Source organism: Advenella mimigardefordensis DPN7 (assembly GCF_000521505.1).
GTDB lineage: Bacteria > Pseudomonadota > Gammaproteobacteria > Burkholderiales > Burkholderiaceae_B > Advenella > Advenella mimigardefordensis.
This window is the reverse complement of sequence record NZ_CP003915.1, coordinates 2,013,580-2,031,444: the sequence shown is the minus strand read 5'-3', so window position 1 is coordinate 2,031,444 and position 17,865 is coordinate 2,013,580. Positions and strand designations below refer to the sequence as shown.

Below are 17,865 nucleotides of genomic sequence, written 5' to 3'. Positions count from 1 at the left end.
TATTTACAGTTCAGGCGGTTTCCTCGGTCATGGCCGGATAAACACCGTCTTCGTCATGCACCTCAAGGCCGGTAACGGGGGGATTGAAAACGCAAATGACACGCAGCGGCTCTTTGCCACCGCGCAGCCAGTGCTCGTCATGTTCATTCAGAGCATAGACCACGCCCGGACCCAGCGCGTATTTCTTGCCATCGGCGATCGTTTCGATCTCGCCGTCCCCTTCCACGCACCATACCGCCTCCAGGTGATTCTGATAATGAATATGGGTTTCCGTGCCGGGAAAAATAACCGTCTCGTGAAACGAAAATCCCATACCGTCTTTGGCCAGCAGCACACGACGGCTAAGCCAGGTGTCGGTTTTCACTTCAAGATCAGTACCAATCACATCTTTCACATTTCTAACTATCATATTTCTTACGCTCCGAATTTGAGAACTTTGGATTTTTTGCCTTCCTGCTTAAGGACCTCTGCGACGCTGCGCTCAATCAACTCAAGGCCTCGCGTCAATTGCGCATCCTCGATCGTGAGCGCCGGCAAAATTTTCAGGACTTCATCCTGAGCGCCGGAGGTTTCAATCACCAGCCCATGGGCAAAGGCCTGCTTGGCAATTTTATTGGCCAGCTCGGGTGTCGCATCACATACCAGCCCCTGGATCAGGCCGCGGCCACGTACACTGAAACCGGCTTCCGGGAAGCTATGCACGATGTTCTCCAGCCAGTCGCGCACAATCCGTTCCTTGCGTCGCGTTTCGTTCTGAAACTGATCATCGCTCCAATAACTATCCAGTGCCTGAGCCGCTGTAACAAAAGCCAGGTTGTTGCCGCGGAAGGTGCCACTGTGCTGACCAGGCTTCCACACGTCCAGCTCGGGCTTCAGTAACACAAGTGACATAGGCAGACCAAAGCCGGACAGCGACTTGGACAGCGTAATAATGTCGGGTTTGATACCGGCTGCTTCAAAGCTGAAAAAGCTGCCGGTACGACCGCAACCAACCTGGATATCGTCCACAATCAGCAGCATATCGAACTTGCGGCAGAGTTTTTCCAGCTCACGAATCCAGCGCCAGCTGGCCACATTAACGCCGCCCTCTCCCTGGACCGTCTCCACAATCACGGCCGCCGGCAAGTCCAGACCACTGCTGGGATCTTCCAGCATGCGTTCGAAATAGGCGATGGTATCTACATCGGGGCCGATATACCCATCGAAAGGCATAAAGGCGGTGTTATGCAGCGAGACACCAGCGGCATCACGGAATTTCTCATTGGCTGTCACCGCCAGAGAACCACCACTTACGCCATGAAAACCATGGGTAAACGACACAACATTGGAACGCCCCTTCACCTGACGCGCCAGTTTGAGTGCCGCCTCCACGGCATTGGTACCGGTGGGGCCGGTAAATTGCAGTGTGTAATTCATTTTGCGCGGTTTCAGCAACACGCGCTCAAATGTTTCCATGAAATATTTTTTTGCCGACGTAGCCATATCCAAACCATGCACCACGCCGTCTGTGTTTAAGTATTCAATCAGCTTCTTCTTAAGGATCGGATTGTTATGTCCGTAATTCAAGGTACCTGCACCACTGAAAAAATCGATGTATTCCTTTCCTGATTCGTCAGTCAGTACAGAGCCTTTGGCCTGATTGAATATGACGGGGAATGAACGTACGTAACCACGCACTTCAGACTCCATGCGGTCGAAAATTTCTAAATCCATGATTTTTCCTATTTGATTAAGTATTAAAAGACAATGCCTGTCACTGGCATTCGGACGCCGGGCACGCCCTGGGTGAACTTCAGCCCGGCGTTGGCCTGAGCGGCCCAATCTTTAAAAGACGTTCATCGTCATGCGCCTCGGGCCCGAATAATTCTGGTTCAAATAGCGGGCTTTCTTCGATGCCGGCGCCCATGTTGCGAGCGACGGCCGCGAACATGCGACGAGAAGCGGCGTTGTCCGGACCTACAGTGGTTTCAAGGTAACGGATATGCGCCAGGTTTGGTCGTTCCAGCAGACTGCTGAGCATTTGCTGACCCAGTCCATGGCCGCGCCCACGCTCGTGAACGGCGACCTGCCAGATGAACAATACATCGGCCTTATCAGGAGGCTGATAGGCGGAGACAAATCCATCGATTTGCCCATTTGCCTGCGCGACCACGCAGGTTTTGTCAAAATGCTCACACAGGAGCAGATAGCTATATACCGAATTCAAATCCAGCGGCGGACACTGGGAGATGAGTTGCCAGATGTCATAACCGTCGGCTCTGGCAGGTGCTCGCAGTTGGTGCGAATTGTTTTGCGCCGCCCCTTCTGCTTGCGAATGTTGCGAATACGTTTGAGAGGTGTTAAGTGCCGTATCAATCAAATTAAAATTCCGGATTCTGGGTGCGAGGTATCAGCCACTGGTACATCCAGGATGGGTGATGCCGGTTCATTGGAAACCTCATGGGCGACAACACTGTGCGCCTCCATGAGCATGACAATTTTTTCAAGCGACGTAGTGATGGCGGCCTGTTCTGTTTCCGGCAGATCCTTCAGCGCTTCTGTCAACTTGGTCTGAATGGGCGATGGCGTTGCCCGAACCAGTTCAATACCCGCCTGTGTCGCAGTAATAAAAACAATGCGGCGGTCTTCTCTGCCGCGTTCCCGACGAATCCAGCCCTTGTCTTCCAGACGATCCAGAATGCCGACCACGGTGCTGGGGCTCACGTGTATTTTGCGGCTGATGGCTGTCGCCGTAATGGGTCCGTTCTCAACAATGGCGCCCAGGCAGATTAACTGCGGTGCGGTCACATTGTTATACGCCGCAAGTTGCCGCGAATGCACAGCGATGGCCCGCGTGATGCGGCGCAGCGCGCTGAGAATACGGATGTCATATTGAGTTTGCATATTAATTGTTTTACTCATAATTAATTTACAGAGAAATTATTTCCCTAAAAAATCATTTCAGTCCTAATCATATGCGATCGAATTATTGGTGTCAAACCAGTTTGAATACTGATTATTAGTGTACGAAATGTAAGAAAAAGAAAGAAAAATTATCGTGATGAACGGAGAAGTGATGGCGCCTGTTGGTAGGCTATTTTGGCGAAACTCCGCGAACTGCTGTCGTGTCCGGCTTGAATTGGTGCGCGACTGGTCCCGCTGCCAGCCTGCAGAAAGCAACATAAAAAGGAAGCAAAAGAAAAGGTAGAGGAAATTGTGCGCAGTGGCTGAGTTACTTTATGCACTGCGAACAACCGCGCAGGAGCATCAACCGCACACACTCAACGACGCATCTTGCAGCTTACTTTGCGATGTCTTGCCACAACTTGCACCTTCAAGCCCAATACAGATACTATTAGATGCTATCAGGATAGCCGCACTCACCGGCGATTCAATCCAGATCGCAATAGCGTTGAATGCAAATTATCCAATGAAATAATACGATGACACCAACTATTCGACAATTACAGGCATTCGCGTATATATACAAGCTGGGAAGCCTGACTCAAGCATCCAAAGCCATGCATCTTACGCAGTCAGCACTCAGCCTATTGTTGCAACAGCTGGAGGAGAATCTGGGGGTAACACTATTTGAGCGTACCTCTCGTTCTTTAAGACCCACAGCAATTGCTCATGAAACATTTGAGATGGCATCGAACATTCTGGATAATGTTAATACTCTTGTAAATAACACGCGCGGTATAGCGGAGAAAAGGCATGGCGTACTGCACTTCGGCGTTGCAACTGCCGTTGCGGCAACTATATTGCCAGAGGCAATATCACTGTTTGAAAAGCAATATCCTGATATTAAATTAGTTATACATGACACAGGGCCAGAACAAATCATCTCCCCAATACAGGAGAGAAAAGTTGAATTCAGCATAGGCACAACCAGTTCCGGTGCATCTGATGTGGTGTTCGAGACCTTGCTTACGGATCACCTTTCGGCAATCTACTTAAAAAACAGCGCTATCCCGCAGAAGAAAATAACAGACTGGCGCAGCCTCAGCGATTTGCCAATAATAAGCGTACGTTCGGGAAATGAAATCCGTACCTTGATCGATACCGCTATGGTCAAAGCCGGCATTGATTTCAAACCGAAATGGGAAGTCTCCTATTTATCCACAGCGCTCGCCCTGACCCTGAAGGGTCTCGGCGTAGCAGTTCTGCCAGCGTATCTGATCGAATCCTTTCATCATTCCAATCTCGTCATAAAGAGCATTCAGGATCCGCTAGTCGAGAGAAACGTCTATCTTATTCGGCCGAAAGGCGTTACCCTTACGCCCGCGGCCCAGGCACTGATTGATGTTTTAAAATATGTCGCAGATTCTGTTTCACTCAAGCAGCACAAATCTTATCGATAAGACCTGCGACGTTCTCAGGCAATTTATCACCTCGCCATGCAATATGCTGATCTGGACGGGACAATACAAGCTTGTGAGAATATGCATTGCATCGGGAATCGTGGCTATGTATATCCACGATCATAAGAGGCATCCCTCTTTCGCGCGCCAGCGCTTCGAAATCTGTAACATCAACATTAGCGTCAAATCTTAACATCGTATAACCAATACCCAGCACGTCGTACAGTGGAGTGCCACCCTCTAGTTCGACGTAAGGAGTGCGACATCCAGGCACACTCGAAGCCTCATACGAGCCCATGGTATACGGAGGAAAGGCTTCACCGTCATACACGACAAGGGGGGACTGATCATAAAAATAACCAAAATTCAGGCCAGCACAACAATATTGCTGGACATTTAATTCATATGCTGCTGTACCAAGTTTGCTTCTCAATTCAGCCCCTTCGTCGCTCTGCTCCTCTATGCCTGGAGGAACACTGGTACGTTGTTGTGACATGGCTTGAGCATGATTCATGGCGAAATAGGAAACCTGTTCGGTAATTGGTCGCCGTTCGGCTTCATATGCATCCAGAATTGCCTCACCGCCCCAGCCTTGAATTCTCGCAGCCAACGTCCACCCCAGATTCTCTGCATCGGCAATACCCGCATTCATCCCATAGCCGGCGTATGGAACCCACAGATGAGCTGCATCGCCACAAATGAATACTCTACGATCTCTAAACTTATTTGCCAACAGTCGACGGCCAAACCAGTCTTCCTTACTGAGCATTTCGTACTGAAATTTCTCATCTACGCCGAGTATTTCTCGCAGGCACGCATCCCTGTCAACCGCATCAAAATCAGGCTCACCGTCCCGTAAATAGTTATGCACGAGCCACATTTCCTTGCCGTCAATTGCGTAGGTGTTGCCGCAACGACGAGGATTAAGCGAGAAAGTAGCCCAGGCTGGTGCTTGCTTAAACAACGACAACAAACCAGGAGCCCTGATCAGGGTAGACTGAACCCGCTGCACAACAGCATCTCCTTCCAGCCTGGAGCCAATCATTTTGCGAACAATAGACTTTCCACCATCGCATCCAACCAGATATCTTGCGTTATACGTTGACTCCTTTCCCGTATCCTCATTCTTGCTGATAATCGATACACTATTTTCATCCTGTGAGAATGAAATCAGTGCTTCCCGATTCAGAATACGAATGTTCTGTTGCCCCTCGGCATATTCGAACAATATTGGCTCCAGGTATATCTGATTGATTCGATGTGGCGGTTCCGATGTTGGCCAGTTTGCATCCGGACCCGATTTATCTGTATAACGGTCTCTTCGACAAGGAATGGGAATCCGGGTTAGTTCTACCCCTGTCGCTGTTGTGCGATAAGAAATATCATGAGGGTAGTCTTCTGGTAAACCGGCATTGCGCACCAGATTTGCTACCCCAAGTCTCCTGAATATTTCCATGGAACGGGCCGACACGTGATTGCACTTGACACTAGGAGGCTCGAGGCGTCTGCGGGGCTCCAGCATGGCAACACGCACGCCCCGCTTGGCCAGCACCATGGCAAGTACAAGTCCGACCGGACCGGCTCCGGCAATGAGTACATCAGTTTCAATAGAATTTGGATCAGACATCATTTTTGCTCGAATAGTCAGTTAGTAATTATTAAGGTTATTCAACCTGACTATTCGAACACATTTGACATAACAAATAAATCGAGTTTTTCTGGTCGATCATCAAGTAAATTTTATGGATCAGAGCCGATAAAAACCGAATTTACTCAAATCCAATTTTCCACTGAGCAGAAACGAGATTTTTTCACTGCATAAACGCCGGATTACAGACGTGCTCGATCAATTCCCGCCCGCCGCAACATGGCATCGAAGATCATTTGATTGGTGGAAGTCCTGCCGGCGACACGGGTTTGGGGAACACGGGCAAGAATAGAAGGCGAGATTTCGATATTAGACCCGCCAGCAGAATCTGAGGCCAGTTGGATTTCACACGCTCGCTGCAATGTCCATAGCCGGTTAAAAAGCAGTTGGTAGATCCTCTGCAACAACCAGTAAGCCGTGGTTTCTGAGGATCAGGTGATTGCAGGAACCCAGCGACGCGACCAGACGTGGTTGCTCATCAAGGCTCGTGGTAACGCCTTCGTAATCGTGGTAGGCAATATCGCCATACAGCATGGCGCTGTAAAAATTATCATGGCGCAAGCCCTCTTCCTTGCATGATATGGCGCATCCTGCCGTTGTGTGTACATGGATGATGCAATGAGCGTCTGGTCTCGACGCATGTATGGCACTATGAATGACAAAGCCAGCCTGATTCACCAGGGATTGACTATCGTCGGTCACGGTTCCATCGACCGTAATTCGAACCAGATTGGAGGCAGTCACCTCAGAATAATGGAGCCCAAACGGATTGATGAGATATTCCGCTGGTTGATTTTCACGTTGAGGGACCCGCAAAGTGATATGGTTGAAAATCAGTTCGGTCCACCCCAGCCAGTCGAACAGGCGATAACAGGCGGCCAGGTCCTGGCGATATTGCAATTCGGTATGCATGCATATTCCTTTTTTATGAACTGACATTGGCAAATGTGATATGGCAGCAAATCCTTTTGCACAAAATGTCTGTACACCGGAACTAGCCTGATCATCTTGCTAAGTAACCGGAAAAACGGAATTGATTTGTCGCCTTCAATTAAAGATTATTCTTGATTGTCCCAATAACCCCTCATTGCCCCGCCCGATAATCTCGAAACAAAGTTGTCGATACCGGGTGAAACAAAGGGGATTAGAGGACAGCACCGCTACATACCTACGCTTCGACAACACTCTCAATATCTTCACAAAAGACAAGCTCTTCTTCGCCGCTTTCAAGCCTGACGTTGAGCCACATGCCATCGCCAAGATTCTCCACAACCTCTGCGTTGGTCCCGGCTTTCAGGCGGATAATCTGCCCTGTTTGCACATTCATTAAATTGAGCATTGTGTCCTCCTAAAAGAAAACGGTCAGATTTTTAGCAAGCAACACGTTCTGATGGATATGAACTTCGCGGCTAGTCAATTTCCAGCCGTCCGATGTGAGGCGCATGCTATCAACGCGGTCACCGACGAAGAAATACTGCTCATACTCACAGCGATTCTGGTAAATCAGAAAGCGACTGGATACGCCGACCTCAAGCTCGCCATCAGCATTGTTCACAATACGGGTCAGTTGGATATTGCTAACCAGTCGGCACACCCGCGACAGAGGTTCCTCTGCCCAATGCACGCCAGTCATGATTTGCTCGGCCCGCTTCATTAGCGTCCATTTCCCTTCATTGAACCAACTCATCTGATTTTCACGAGTGGTAAATTCACGCGTCGCATGTTCGCCGGCTTTCACGTTATATTCCATGGGCATGAAATAACTCAGGTCATCCGCCAGCGTATCCAGCCACTCTTGAAAGCGGCGTTCGTCGAGCATATTGGCTTCGTCGTACAAAAACTCTTCAATCTCACGTTTTATTTCGTAATAGCGGGCATCGCGCACAACGTGCGCTACCGGCTTTGAGACCGCTGCGGTTTCTTCAATAATCTCAGACATGTTTACTCCTTTGAATTTTTTCAGGACGAGACGGGACAGGACCGCCCTGATTGGCGAAGCAGCCAACATCGATCACGCTGCCTGAGATCGTTGCTGCTTCATCAGATAATAGAAAGGCGACGGTATTAGCCAGGTCCTGCCCTGACAACGGCCTGCCTGCTGCGGTGCCCGCTGCCGGTTTTCTCGTAAACGCATCGGTATCGCCACCAAAGCGGCCCACGCTCATTCCCGAGATGATGCCTCCGCCTCCCGGTATAGCGACATTGACACGTATATGATCATGAAAATGATCGTACGCCATCGCCGTACTAAGGGCGACTATTCCACCTTTGCTTGCACTGTACGCAGCCATGTTGGGTTTCCCCCAACCGGCTCCGGATCCAATGTTGACGATGGCGCCTCCCCCGGCCTGTTGCATGTGCGGCACGACCGCACGACTCATTAGATAGGTGCCCTTGAGGTTCACCGAGATGATGCGATCGAATAAAGCCTCATCTGTGTCGAGCACCGTGCCTAGCGGGCCAACTGCTGCATTATTGACAAGTCCATGAATGGCGCCATAGCGCTCGACAGCATAATCCGTAACCCGCTGTACATCAGCGGCATTCGACACATCCGCCTCAAGCACATCAGCAGTGCAGCCCGCCTCCTGCAACGCATTCAGCAGCGACTCAAAGCCATTTGCTGTGCTTGAGACCTGCAGCTGTGCAAGTCCGAACGCAACAACCTTATGCCCTCGGCGCGCTAGTTCAACGGTGATGGACAGTCCAAGACCAAATGTGCCGCCGGTAACAATAACTGTACTCATAGCGTCAAGCCGCCAGACTGGCAGGACCCTGGTCCTTACGTCCCAGCAAAGTGTCCCAATCAGCGCCATTCATATAATCGCGCCAGCGCCGATAAAATTGACGAGGATTCTCTTCGCTGACCTGCAAGCTGACATTCCCCGACACTGGGCCGGAAGTCTGAACTTTACCGAGGGACTGCGTATAGTTATAGGGATAGCGTTTGGCGATAACGCCGCGACTACCTGCTGTCGCGTAATTCCAGTTTTCCATATCGTCCTGCTCCGTCATACCGGCAGGGCCCGAATACCGCATATAGTAGCTACGCAGGAAATCCTTGACTTCCTGAGGCGCATCAGCGTCTACCAGGAAAAAGCGCCAGGCTTCAGTCGACTCCGGACCATGAGGGTGCCAGACACACAAATTACGCGGCTGGTTGCCGTGGAATGATGTGTTGGGATAAATGGTGCCCACGAATGGCACTAAACGGTGTTGTTCCGCGCCCAGCCGCTCCTTGCGCCTGGCATGTGCTTCGCGAAAGTATTCAGCCACTACTGGGTTATTCTTATATGTATCAAGGAATTCCCAGGTTTCCGGCATGATCGCACTATGTACACCATGACCCGCGGGAAAGTTAGCCCACACATGCTGCGCTTTTTCCAATTCGTTATCACGACGTCCCTTCACACCCGCTTCAGCGCTTGGGCCAATACCAATCAAATCCACTGAACGATGACTCACATTATGGTAGGTATCACCCAGAAAATTTTCTGCGGCGAACTTCCAGTTGCAGGGAATAATCCACTTGTGAACACCGAACAACACCTCGGACCCACCTTCGCGTCCATCGCGACAGTCAAGCGCCAGATCCAGATGAGTTTTGGCATCGCCAAGATAGGTCATCAGATCCGGCGCGTTGTCATCCCAGGTAGCCCACACGGTTCCCTTGTAAATTTCCATCTTGGGAACTTCAATCAGTGACCAGTCCTCTTTCTCCATACAGCCTTCGTACAGATTTTTAAACTGTGGCACACCAAAAAGCTTACCTTCGGTCGTATAGCTCCAGCTATGGTAGGGGCAAGTGAAGAGTTGCGTATTGCCGTGATCGTACTGGCACACTTTCATACCACGATGCCGGCAGGAGTTCAGGAAAACGTGGACTTTTTTCTTTTTATCACGAGCCAGAATCACCGACTCGGCACCCATGCGTGACGTAAAGTAATCGCCGGGATTCGGAATCTGGCTCTCATGCCCGACAAACAGCCAGGCGCGCGTAAAAACTCGCTCCAGCTCTTCCTCGTAGATTTCACGGCTGGAAAATATTTCCCGACCAATCTCGCCCTTGCGAAGGTTGATCAAAGCGTTGTATCTGGATTCAGGAGTAATAGGGATCATTGGTTGTCTCTCACTATTCGACGTTGAAGTGTTTCGCATCCATGACGCGTTCTATTGGAAAATTTCTATTCAGTTAAAGCGCTCGCACAACACATCGCCGCGCGGCATTCCCGCTTCTTGTGCCGCTGCACGACCGGCTTCAACCATAGGCGGCGGACCGCACAGATAAACGCGAGTGGCAGCATCCAGCCCAAGACGACAGATCAAATCGGTTGGATAACCGGCATAGCTGTCAGGACACTCGCCTTCTTCAAGTGCAAATTTCACTTGTAATTGAGGTATATCACTACGCAAACTCTGTAGTTCGTCCAGCGCAAATAAATGCTCAGGAGTGCGTGCGCCGATTAACACGGTTGTAGGAACCGATTGGGTCTGTCCTTTCATAGCGCGTAACATTGATAGAAACGGCGCCATACCACTACCGCCCGCAACAAATAGGCGCGGTCTGGTTTCATCACGCAAGAAGAAAGTGCCATGAGGCGCACTGAGCGATACTTTGTCGCCGACTTGCGTATTGAGCAGCCAATTGGAAAAGGCGCCATCCGATACCACGCGTATATAGAACTCAAGCAGATTGCTACCCGGTGGATTGGCCATCGAGTATGAACGCGAAAATTGCGTACCTTCCGGCTGAATCCGAACATACTGACCAGGCTCGAAGAGCAACTTCTCGTTAACTGAAATTTCCAGTTTCATGATTTCTGCGGCAATCTGGATTACAGATACAACCTCCCCTGCAATGGGCGGCGCCTCTTCGCTCAGAGCCTCACTGGAATCGTACGGAAATTCCACCACGCATGATTTTTTAATATGGCAGACGCAGGGCAAGATCACACCGGCTTCGCGCTCATCGTCCGGTAGTACCGCCGGATCATAATCCGCCAGTTCCACTTCGCCTGATAGCAACTGGGCAGTACAGGTGCCACATTGACCGTTAGAACAATCGGTCAATAAATTCAAACCTGACGCAGTTGCCGCGTTGACCAGACTCTGGCCACAGGCCACGTCTAAACGATGTGATACCCCATCGGCAAATAGCAACGTAACAGGGATGACGTTATTCATATTCAGTCTCCTTTTATCCGCTTTATGGACATTTAATCCATTGTACGGATATATTTAATTATTTGTCAACATGTCTGCCTGGCGGACAAATTACGGTTTATAATTCGCAGAAACAGGAGCTACAACCATGGTGAAACCCGTCGAAAAAAATGAAAACGTACGTGCGGTAGGCCGCGCATTGGAAATTCTGCTTGCATTTACCTCACAGGATGTCGAGCTTTCTCCCGGCGAATTGCTAAAGCGGGTTGATCTATCTCGGCCCACGCTCTATCGCCTGCTGTATACCCTTGAGGAACACGGATTCCTGGTGTCCGTTGGGGAACCACAACGCTTCCGCCTTGGCCCCTCCGTTGCCAGATTGGCTCATATCTGGAGTTCGAGTCTGGACTTATCCCAGATAGCCAATCCCATACTCCAGAAAATCTGGCGTGAAACGGGAGAAACTGTTGCCATGTTTGTTCCGCAAGGTCATCTGCGTCTTTGTGTCGCAGAGCTACCCAGCCCACAACCTCTTAATTTCAAAAGAGGCGTCGGCTACACGGAACGTATCGTGCGTGGTGCTTCCGGCCGGGCCATTCTGGCGTATTTACCAACCACAGAAGACGAGCTGCAACGCTATGTCCAGGATTCTGATATTGATCTCAAAATACTGCAGGATGGTCTGACTCAGACGCGCAGACGTGGCTATGCCACTAGTCACAATGAACTCATCTCTGGTGCGGTCGCGATTGCTGTTCCTTTTTTTGACCGAAACGCTGCGGTCGCCGGTTCCATTGGCATCTTCGGCCCCGAAGTGAGGCTCAATGCAAATAAACTGAAGCAACTTGCTCAACTGCTCAAAAGTGAATCGGCCATCCTGTCAAACATGCTCGGATACTCAAACACGCCATCGTGATTATTGCGTCTGCATTGTTTACAAGCAGATCAAATTAACTCACTTAAACTAAAAACAAACGATCGGCAAATGAATAGATACCCAGGTGATGGGCATAAACCTGTGCAACCGGGGTAATTGCAAGGGCAATGCGAAACTCGGCTTTTTTCGCATGCCCACGCGTATCAATTACCCTCTTTTATCTTGTTCGCCAGTTAACCCGATAAGCAAAATCCTCTTTGTCTATGTAAAAACGGGGTCTTTCTGAGCAGTCGCCGCGCTCGCGTCCCTGCTAGTCCTTTGCTGTGATGGAACTTAATGATCAAGAATATCATGTCCGACAGACGGACTTTATTATCAAAATAATTGACCCACATCAAGAACTATCCGAAAATGGACTGATATCCGCTTGACGGATATTTATTGATTAGTTCGAATAAACAGAGGAGACATTCCATGTTCAACCGTTACTCCCGAACCCGTCGGGCGTCCCTTCACGCGATCTGTGCAGCCATTGCGGGTACCGCACTGTCAGTCTGTAGCCAGTCGGCGCTTGCCGCTGACACATACCCCGACCACGCAGTAAATATCGTTGTTGGTTTTGCCCCCGGCGGAACCAACGATATACTGGCACGTCTTATTTCGGCCAAGTTGCAAGAGCACCTGAAACAAAGTTTTGTCGTTGAAAATAAACCCGGGGCCAGTTCTGCTATCGGCACTGGTTATGTGGCTAAAGCAAAACCGGACGGCTATACGCTTCTGGTATCATCCAGTGGCGGACTTACCGTTAATCCCATTATGATGAAGTCGATATCGTATGATCCCGTAAAAGATCTCGAGCCTATCGCCTTACTCGGCTCTTTCCCGCTGATTGTGACTGTTCCAAGTGCACTGCCGGTAAAGAATCTTAAAGAGCTCGAGCAATACGGCAAAAATCATAAAGATGGCCAACTTGATCACGGTGTTGCCTCGTCTTCATTTCAACTTGTCGCAGAAACACTCTCAGAAGCATCCGGAATCAAATTCAACCATATTTCGTACCGCGGATCAGGCCCGGTGGTCACGGCTCTCCTAGGCCAGGAAATTCAGGTAGGTGTTCTGGACAGTGCCGCCATCGCACCACAAGTGAAGGCAGGCAAGCTGCGTGCCCTCGCAGTGACAACCGGGAAACGCTCAGCCGCCTTTCCTGATATACCGACCGTAGCAGAAAATGGATATCCTGGCTACGACGTCACCATTTGGACAGCCTTAATGGCCCCAAAGGGAACACCTGAACCCGTACTGGCAAAATTGCGCAGCGCTGTAACGGACATTCTGAAAGATAAGGAACTCATCCAGAAATTGCACTCTCTTGGCATGGATCCGGGCGATGCCGATTCCGCCGCGCTCGGTCAGCGTATTGTTCAGGATATTGCCCGATGGGATAAGGTGGCCACATCAGCACACCTCAAACCTGAATAATGCCAAGGAGCCATAATGTTCACTTCCCTATTCCGTGCTGTGCTAGGCGCAAGCCTTGCCGTTGTGTCACATGGCGCAACGGCCCAGAGCTATCCTGAAAAGCCCATTACACTCATTGTTCCGTTTGCGCCTGGCGCATCTGCTGATCTGATTGCAAGAGCAGTCGGTCGCGAACTCTCTTCCAGCCTGGGTCAACCTGTAGTCGTGGAAAATAAACCAGGAGCGGGTGGATCGCTTGGTCTGATGGCGCTCTCGAAAATGCCCGCCGATGGCTACGCAATTGGCCTGGGTGCTACTGGCGCGATCGCCGTCAGCCCTCATCTGCCGGACGCGCCTCCCCTGAAGCCCGAGCGAGATCTCGCTCCGGTTGCAAAACTGGCAGATATTCCGCTGGTTCTGGTTTCCAATGTTTCCAACGGATATCCCAATTTACAGGCATTGCTGAAGGCTGCGCGTAGCTCCCCAGGTACTGTTTCATTTGGACATGCAGGCCAGTACACATCCCAGCATCTTGCCGGCCAATTGCTTGCAAACATGGCTCAGGTACAGTTATTGGCAGTACCTTATAAAGGCAGCGGCCCTGCGGTTACCGATCTGCTGGGCGGTTATATTCCGGCCGCCGTCGTTGATCTGACCTCAGCCTATCCGCACATCAGAGCCGGAAAGCTAACAGCCCTGGGAGTGACAAGCGCCAGTCGCAGTAAAGTCGCGCCGGACATACCCACTATTGACGAAGCCGGAATTAAGGGCTATTCAGCATCCGGGTGGATGGGATTATTTGTTCCGGCAAAAACACCAGTTGCGATTCGCGACAAATTGTCTTACGCGGTAAGTGAGGCGATAGCCAATCCTTCACTGCAGAGTCAATTTGTCAAAATTGCCGTTGAACCGGCATTTGCGGACGCAAAATCGTTCCAATCCTTCATTACCCAGGAGTCCGATAAGTGGGCGCAGGTCATAAAGGAAATGCCGCCATCTGAAAAATAGATTGACATAATCGGGCAAGATCTGACAGTTATCCACCAGTCAAGCGGATTCTGCCAGATCGCATATATCGGAAGGTATCCAAACACGCCTTGCGAATGCAAGGCACCTCAGTACCTTCATCGCTAAAAATCGGCCAACACGCACGGGCAAAATAATATGACCCGACAATGCCTTTAGCGGAATCTGCCTGCGCAGTCCGCTATTACTTCTCCACAATCCGGCACAAGTCCTGATTCAACAACCTTTGCTGTGTCAGGCAGAATGCAAGGATCGATAGTTCAACATCTCCTCTATACCAAAACGTCCATTCTCCCGGCCAAAACCGGACCAACCGCAACCACCGAATGGTGTTGCCAGATTTTGAGTAGCCCCGTTGATCACAACCTGTCCGGTTTTCATGCGTCGGGCAACCGCCAATGCATGCTCGGCGTCACGCGACCATACTGCCCCGGATAAGCCATATCGCGTCGAGTTTGCAATATCAATGGCCTGATCTTCAGTGTCGTAAGGCATTATCGCCAGAACCGGCCCAAAAATTTCTTCCTGGGCAATCTCCATATCCTGCGATACATTGGCTAGAAGTGTTGGCTGTACGTAAAAACCTTGATTGAGTGACACGGGCCTGTCGATTCCACCGGCGACCAAAGCCGCTCCCCGATTTTGAGCAAACTCAATCATGCCAAGCACGCGCGCATGCTGCATCGACGTTGCAACAGGCCCTAAACGAGTGGTCTCGTCCGTCGGATTACCTAAAGGCCATTGGGAAGCACAAGCGCGCCAATGGTCTATAATGTCGGTCACTCGGTGTCGTGGAGCAATCAGTCTGGATTGGCTCACGCAGGCTTGCCCGGAATTAGCGAGAGACAACCGCGTGACCGACGCAACAGATTTCTCTATATCTGCGTCATCAAGAAGGATAGCAGCCGATTTGCCACCAAGTTCCAGCGTGACGGGTTTGATGCCCTCTGCGGCGCTCGCCATAATACGCCTGCCCACTTGCGTGGAGCCAGTAAAACTGATGCGATCGACAAGTGGATGGGTCACCAGTTGCTCGCCTACTGCCGGGCCGCCCCACACGAGATTGACTACGCCAGCCGGAATACCAGCCGCATTTACCGCTTCCATGAAAACCTGTGCCGCTCCCGGCGCGACTTCGCTTGGCTTCAAGACGACTGCGCAACCTGCTGCGATAGCCGCAGCTACTTTAGCCACAATCTGATGGAATGGAAAATTCCAGGGCGTTATAGCAACGACGACACCGCAGGGAACTTTTTCGACGATGCCATTTCCGATTTTTTCTTGCCACTTTATTTGATCCAATCCCTCAGCAGCGAGTTCCAATCCCTTCAGCGCCATGGGCAACTGCATATTCTTCCCGAGCCATACCGGGCATCCCATTTCCTGGGCAAGCAACAATACGGCTCGGTCAGCTGCTGCAGTGATCTGGTCTCGCAGCTCATACAGGACCCGTCTGCGCTCAGCAACACTGGATTTGGACCATACTTCGAAGCCTCTACGGGCGCTTTGCACTGCCTGCTCAACATCAATAGACGAGCATGTCGCGACATCTGCTATTTTCTGGCCCGTGGATGGATTGACAACATCTAAATGTATCGCACCGGTAGCGGATTTAAATTCGCCATCAGAATAGAATTTGCTGTATAAGTACATCAGACCACCTCACCCAAGGGATTTACCGGTGCTGCAGGACCCGTCATGCCTTTCATTGGTTGCAACCGCAGCAGATGCCAGGGGCTGGGTACGACGCCGATTTTAACTTCGATCATGACAGGCCCATCATGTGAATTAGCCTGCCTTACCGCGCCACTCAACGCTTCGGGTGTATCGACAGATTCGAATGCAACACCAAATGCTCTGGCAAGCAGACCGAAATCGGGATTGGCCAAATCGACAGCGACCTCGGCGCCGAACTCCCGCTTCTGAATGGCTCGTACATTTCCATAATGGCCGTCATTGAATACGATCAATGTAATTGGCAACTTGTATCGCTGTGCCGTAGCAAGCTCCTGCAGATTCCAGCCGAAGCCGCCATCTCCGGTAATGGACACTACGCGACGACCTTTGGCTCCCACAGCAGCGCCCAGAGCTACGGGAAAACCGTAGCCCAGGGTTCCTTGATATCCTGGACCGATATAACTGCGGGATTCGTAGACCGGATATGCGATACGGGCCAAATATCCAACCTGCGTCAACTCATTCACAAAAATACCGTCTTCTGGAATGGCTTGTCTCAAGGCTCTTATATATGACGCTTGTGGTTCAATCTGATCGATCTGCCTTTGCGCCCAGGCTTTCACATCCTGCGCTTTCTCGGCTGAGATCACCATGCGAGACGTAACACGCTCACACAATATCGGTAACACCAGTGCAGCATCAGCGGCAATGGCAATCTCAGGCGTACGGGGCGATCCAAGATCGTCGGCATCAATATTGATATGGATAAAGCGAATACGTCCTGCTGGCCAGGATAAGGTAGGCGTCAAGGCGTCAACAAACCGGCTACCAATAACCAGAACCACATCTGCATGTTGGAAGACAGCGCGGCCTGCTAAGGCATTCATCGCCAGTGGATGTCTGTCACTCAATGCTCCCCGGCCATTATCACTCATGACTACCGGTGCATGAATTTTATTGGCCAACACTGCTAATTCTTCAGTCGCATTACTGGAAATGATACCTCCTCCAACATAGATCACCGGAAAACGTGCCTGATCTATCAGTTGTGCGGCCTGATCCAGCTCGGATACGAAACTCTCTTCCAGGCACGTTGACTGCAATGGCAACGGCGCGGTATCCGATTCGAATTGCCCGGATAATCGCTCGCTCAGGAAATCATGTGGAATTTCAAGCCCTACGGGGCGTGGGCGACCAGATTGCAATTGATGAAATGCCTGATCAACTGACGGTGCAATGTCTTGTGCCGAAGAGACTAAATGATTCCATTTGGTCAGGCCACGCACGAAGCCAGTCTGATCCTTGATCTCATGCAGAAGACCGCAGCCCTTGCCGATACCCGAAGAATGTATTTGCCCCGTAATGAACAGGACTTTGGAATTTGAGGCGTAAGCGGTTGCCAAACCTGCACCGGCATTCAGCGCACCAGGGCCGGGAACCACCATCGCAGCACCAACTTTTCCAGTTGCCCGGTAGTAGCCGTCTGCCATGTAGGTGGTAGTCTGTTCGTGCCGGGGAATATAGAGGCGTACAGCATCACTGCGTTGTCTGAGGGCATCAACCGCCCAGTCCAGCTGAATGCCTGGGATCATAAACAGGTCTTCAACTTGCTTGTTGATCAGATTGGATACCAGCGCTTGCCCGCCGGTGATAGTTTGTGTCTCGTTCATATT

General features: G+C 50.8%; 17 protein-coding genes. 4 read left to right on the top strand and 13 right to left on the bottom strand.

Translation table 11 applies throughout. From position 1 onward, the window contains the following. Nucleotides 1-10 precede the first annotated feature (10 nt). The 4 genes from MIM_RS09380 to MIM_RS09365 form a co-directional block, all read right to left on the bottom strand. Nucleotides 11-409 carry an ectoine synthase gene (locus tag MIM_RS09380; protein ID WP_025372495.1) on the bottom strand — a complete coding sequence of 133 codons (399 nt, stop codon included), beginning with the start codon at nucleotides 407-409 and terminating at the stop codon, nucleotides 11-13. Nucleotides 410-414: 5 nt separating this feature from the next. Next, nucleotides 415-1,713, bottom strand: a complete 1,299-nt coding sequence (gene ectB / locus MIM_RS09375; RefSeq protein WP_025372494.1) for a diaminobutyrate--2-oxoglutarate transaminase — start codon at nucleotides 1,711-1,713, stop codon at nucleotides 415-417. A gap of 79 nt (nucleotides 1,714-1,792) precedes the next feature. Further along, the gene (ectA, locus tag MIM_RS09370; protein WP_042070162.1) at nucleotides 1,793-2,359 is read right to left on the bottom strand and encodes a diaminobutyrate acetyltransferase; all 567 of its coding nucleotides are present in this window, start codon (nucleotides 2,357-2,359) and stop codon (nucleotides 1,793-1,795) included. Continuing rightward, nucleotides 2,356-2,901, bottom strand: a complete 546-nt coding sequence (locus MIM_RS09365) for a MarR family winged helix-turn-helix transcriptional regulator (RefSeq protein WP_025372492.1) — start codon at nucleotides 2,899-2,901, stop codon at nucleotides 2,356-2,358. The genes ectA and MIM_RS09365 overlap by 4 nt, the downstream gene beginning before the upstream one ends. A gap of 521 nt (nucleotides 2,902-3,422) precedes the next feature. On the opposite strand from MIM_RS09365, the gene MIM_RS09360 reads away from it, so the two are divergent. Continuing rightward, complete coding sequence (locus tag MIM_RS09360; protein ID WP_025372491.1) at nucleotides 3,423-4,343, top strand: LysR family transcriptional regulator; 921 nt, start codon at nucleotides 3,423-3,425, stop codon at nucleotides 4,341-4,343. Here the strand turns inward: MIM_RS09360 and MIM_RS09355 are convergent. The 7 genes from MIM_RS09355 to MIM_RS09330 form a co-directional block, all read right to left on the bottom strand. After that, entirely contained in the window at nucleotides 4,318-5,973 is a 1,656-nt protein-coding gene (locus MIM_RS09355; RefSeq protein WP_245592847.1) for an FAD-dependent oxidoreductase, read from the bottom strand. The two genes, MIM_RS09360 and MIM_RS09355, sit on opposite strands and share 26 nt — an antisense overlap. 393 nt (nucleotides 5,974-6,366) lie before the next feature. Next, nucleotides 6,367-6,903, bottom strand: a complete 537-nt coding sequence (locus tag MIM_RS09350) for a class II aldolase/adducin family protein (protein WP_407638139.1) — start codon at nucleotides 6,901-6,903, stop codon at nucleotides 6,367-6,369. 256 nt (nucleotides 6,904-7,159) lie between these two features. Next, a complete protein-coding gene (locus MIM_RS23325) occupies nucleotides 7,160-7,330 on the bottom strand; it encodes a hypothetical protein (RefSeq protein ID WP_169733359.1) in 171 nt (56 codons plus the stop codon). 9 nt (nucleotides 7,331-7,339) lie between these two features. Further along, nucleotides 7,340-7,930 carry a 3-phenylpropionate/cinnamic acid dioxygenase subunit beta gene (locus tag MIM_RS09345; RefSeq protein ID WP_025372489.1) on the bottom strand — a complete coding sequence of 197 codons (591 nt, stop codon included), beginning with the start codon at nucleotides 7,928-7,930 and terminating at the stop codon, nucleotides 7,340-7,342. Continuing rightward, nucleotides 7,923-8,738 (bottom strand): SDR family NAD(P)-dependent oxidoreductase, encoded by an 816-nt coding sequence (locus MIM_RS09340; protein WP_025372488.1) that lies wholly within the window; start codon nucleotides 8,736-8,738, stop codon nucleotides 7,923-7,925. The genes MIM_RS09345 and MIM_RS09340 overlap by 8 nt, the downstream gene beginning before the upstream one ends. Nucleotides 8,739-8,742: 4 nt before the next feature. Next, nucleotides 8,743-10,110 (bottom strand): aromatic ring-hydroxylating oxygenase subunit alpha, encoded by a 1,368-nt coding sequence (locus MIM_RS09335; protein WP_042070158.1) that lies wholly within the window; start codon nucleotides 10,108-10,110, stop codon nucleotides 8,743-8,745. A gap of 69 nt (nucleotides 10,111-10,179) precedes the next feature. After that, nucleotides 10,180-11,175 (bottom strand): 2Fe-2S iron-sulfur cluster-binding protein, encoded by a 996-nt coding sequence (locus MIM_RS09330; protein ID WP_025372486.1) that lies wholly within the window; start codon nucleotides 11,173-11,175, stop codon nucleotides 10,180-10,182. A gap of 127 nt (nucleotides 11,176-11,302) precedes the next feature. On the opposite strand from MIM_RS09330, the gene MIM_RS09325 reads away from it, so the two are divergent. From MIM_RS09325 to MIM_RS09315, 3 genes are all read left to right on the top strand, one after another. Then, the gene (locus MIM_RS09325) at nucleotides 11,303-12,070 is read left to right on the top strand and encodes an IclR family transcriptional regulator (protein ID WP_144084619.1); all 768 of its coding nucleotides are present in this window, start codon (nucleotides 11,303-11,305) and stop codon (nucleotides 12,068-12,070) included. A gap of 435 nt (nucleotides 12,071-12,505) precedes the next feature. Beyond that, a complete protein-coding gene (locus tag MIM_RS09320; protein ID WP_025372484.1) occupies nucleotides 12,506-13,510 on the top strand; it encodes a Bug family tripartite tricarboxylate transporter substrate binding protein in 1,005 nt (334 codons plus the stop codon). 15 nt (nucleotides 13,511-13,525) lie between these two features. Beyond that, nucleotides 13,526-14,497, top strand: a complete 972-nt coding sequence (locus tag MIM_RS09315) for a Bug family tripartite tricarboxylate transporter substrate binding protein (RefSeq protein ID WP_042070156.1) — start codon at nucleotides 13,526-13,528, stop codon at nucleotides 14,495-14,497. Between the two features lie 252 nt (nucleotides 14,498-14,749). Here MIM_RS09315 and MIM_RS09310 read toward each other — a convergent pair whose 3' ends face one another. Together MIM_RS09310 and MIM_RS09305 are read right to left on the bottom strand one after the other, a co-directional pair. Beyond that, on the bottom strand, nucleotides 14,750-16,168 hold the full coding sequence (locus MIM_RS09310; RefSeq protein ID WP_025372482.1) for an aldehyde dehydrogenase family protein: 1,419 nt from the start codon (nucleotides 16,166-16,168) through the stop codon (nucleotides 14,750-14,752). Continuing rightward, nucleotides 16,168-17,862 carry a thiamine pyrophosphate-dependent enzyme gene (locus tag MIM_RS09305; RefSeq protein ID WP_025372481.1) on the bottom strand — a complete coding sequence of 565 codons (1,695 nt, stop codon included), beginning with the start codon at nucleotides 17,860-17,862 and terminating at the stop codon, nucleotides 16,168-16,170. Before MIM_RS09305 ends, MIM_RS09310 begins: the two co-directional genes overlap by 1 nt. Between the last annotated feature and the right edge of the window lie 3 nt (nucleotides 17,863-17,865).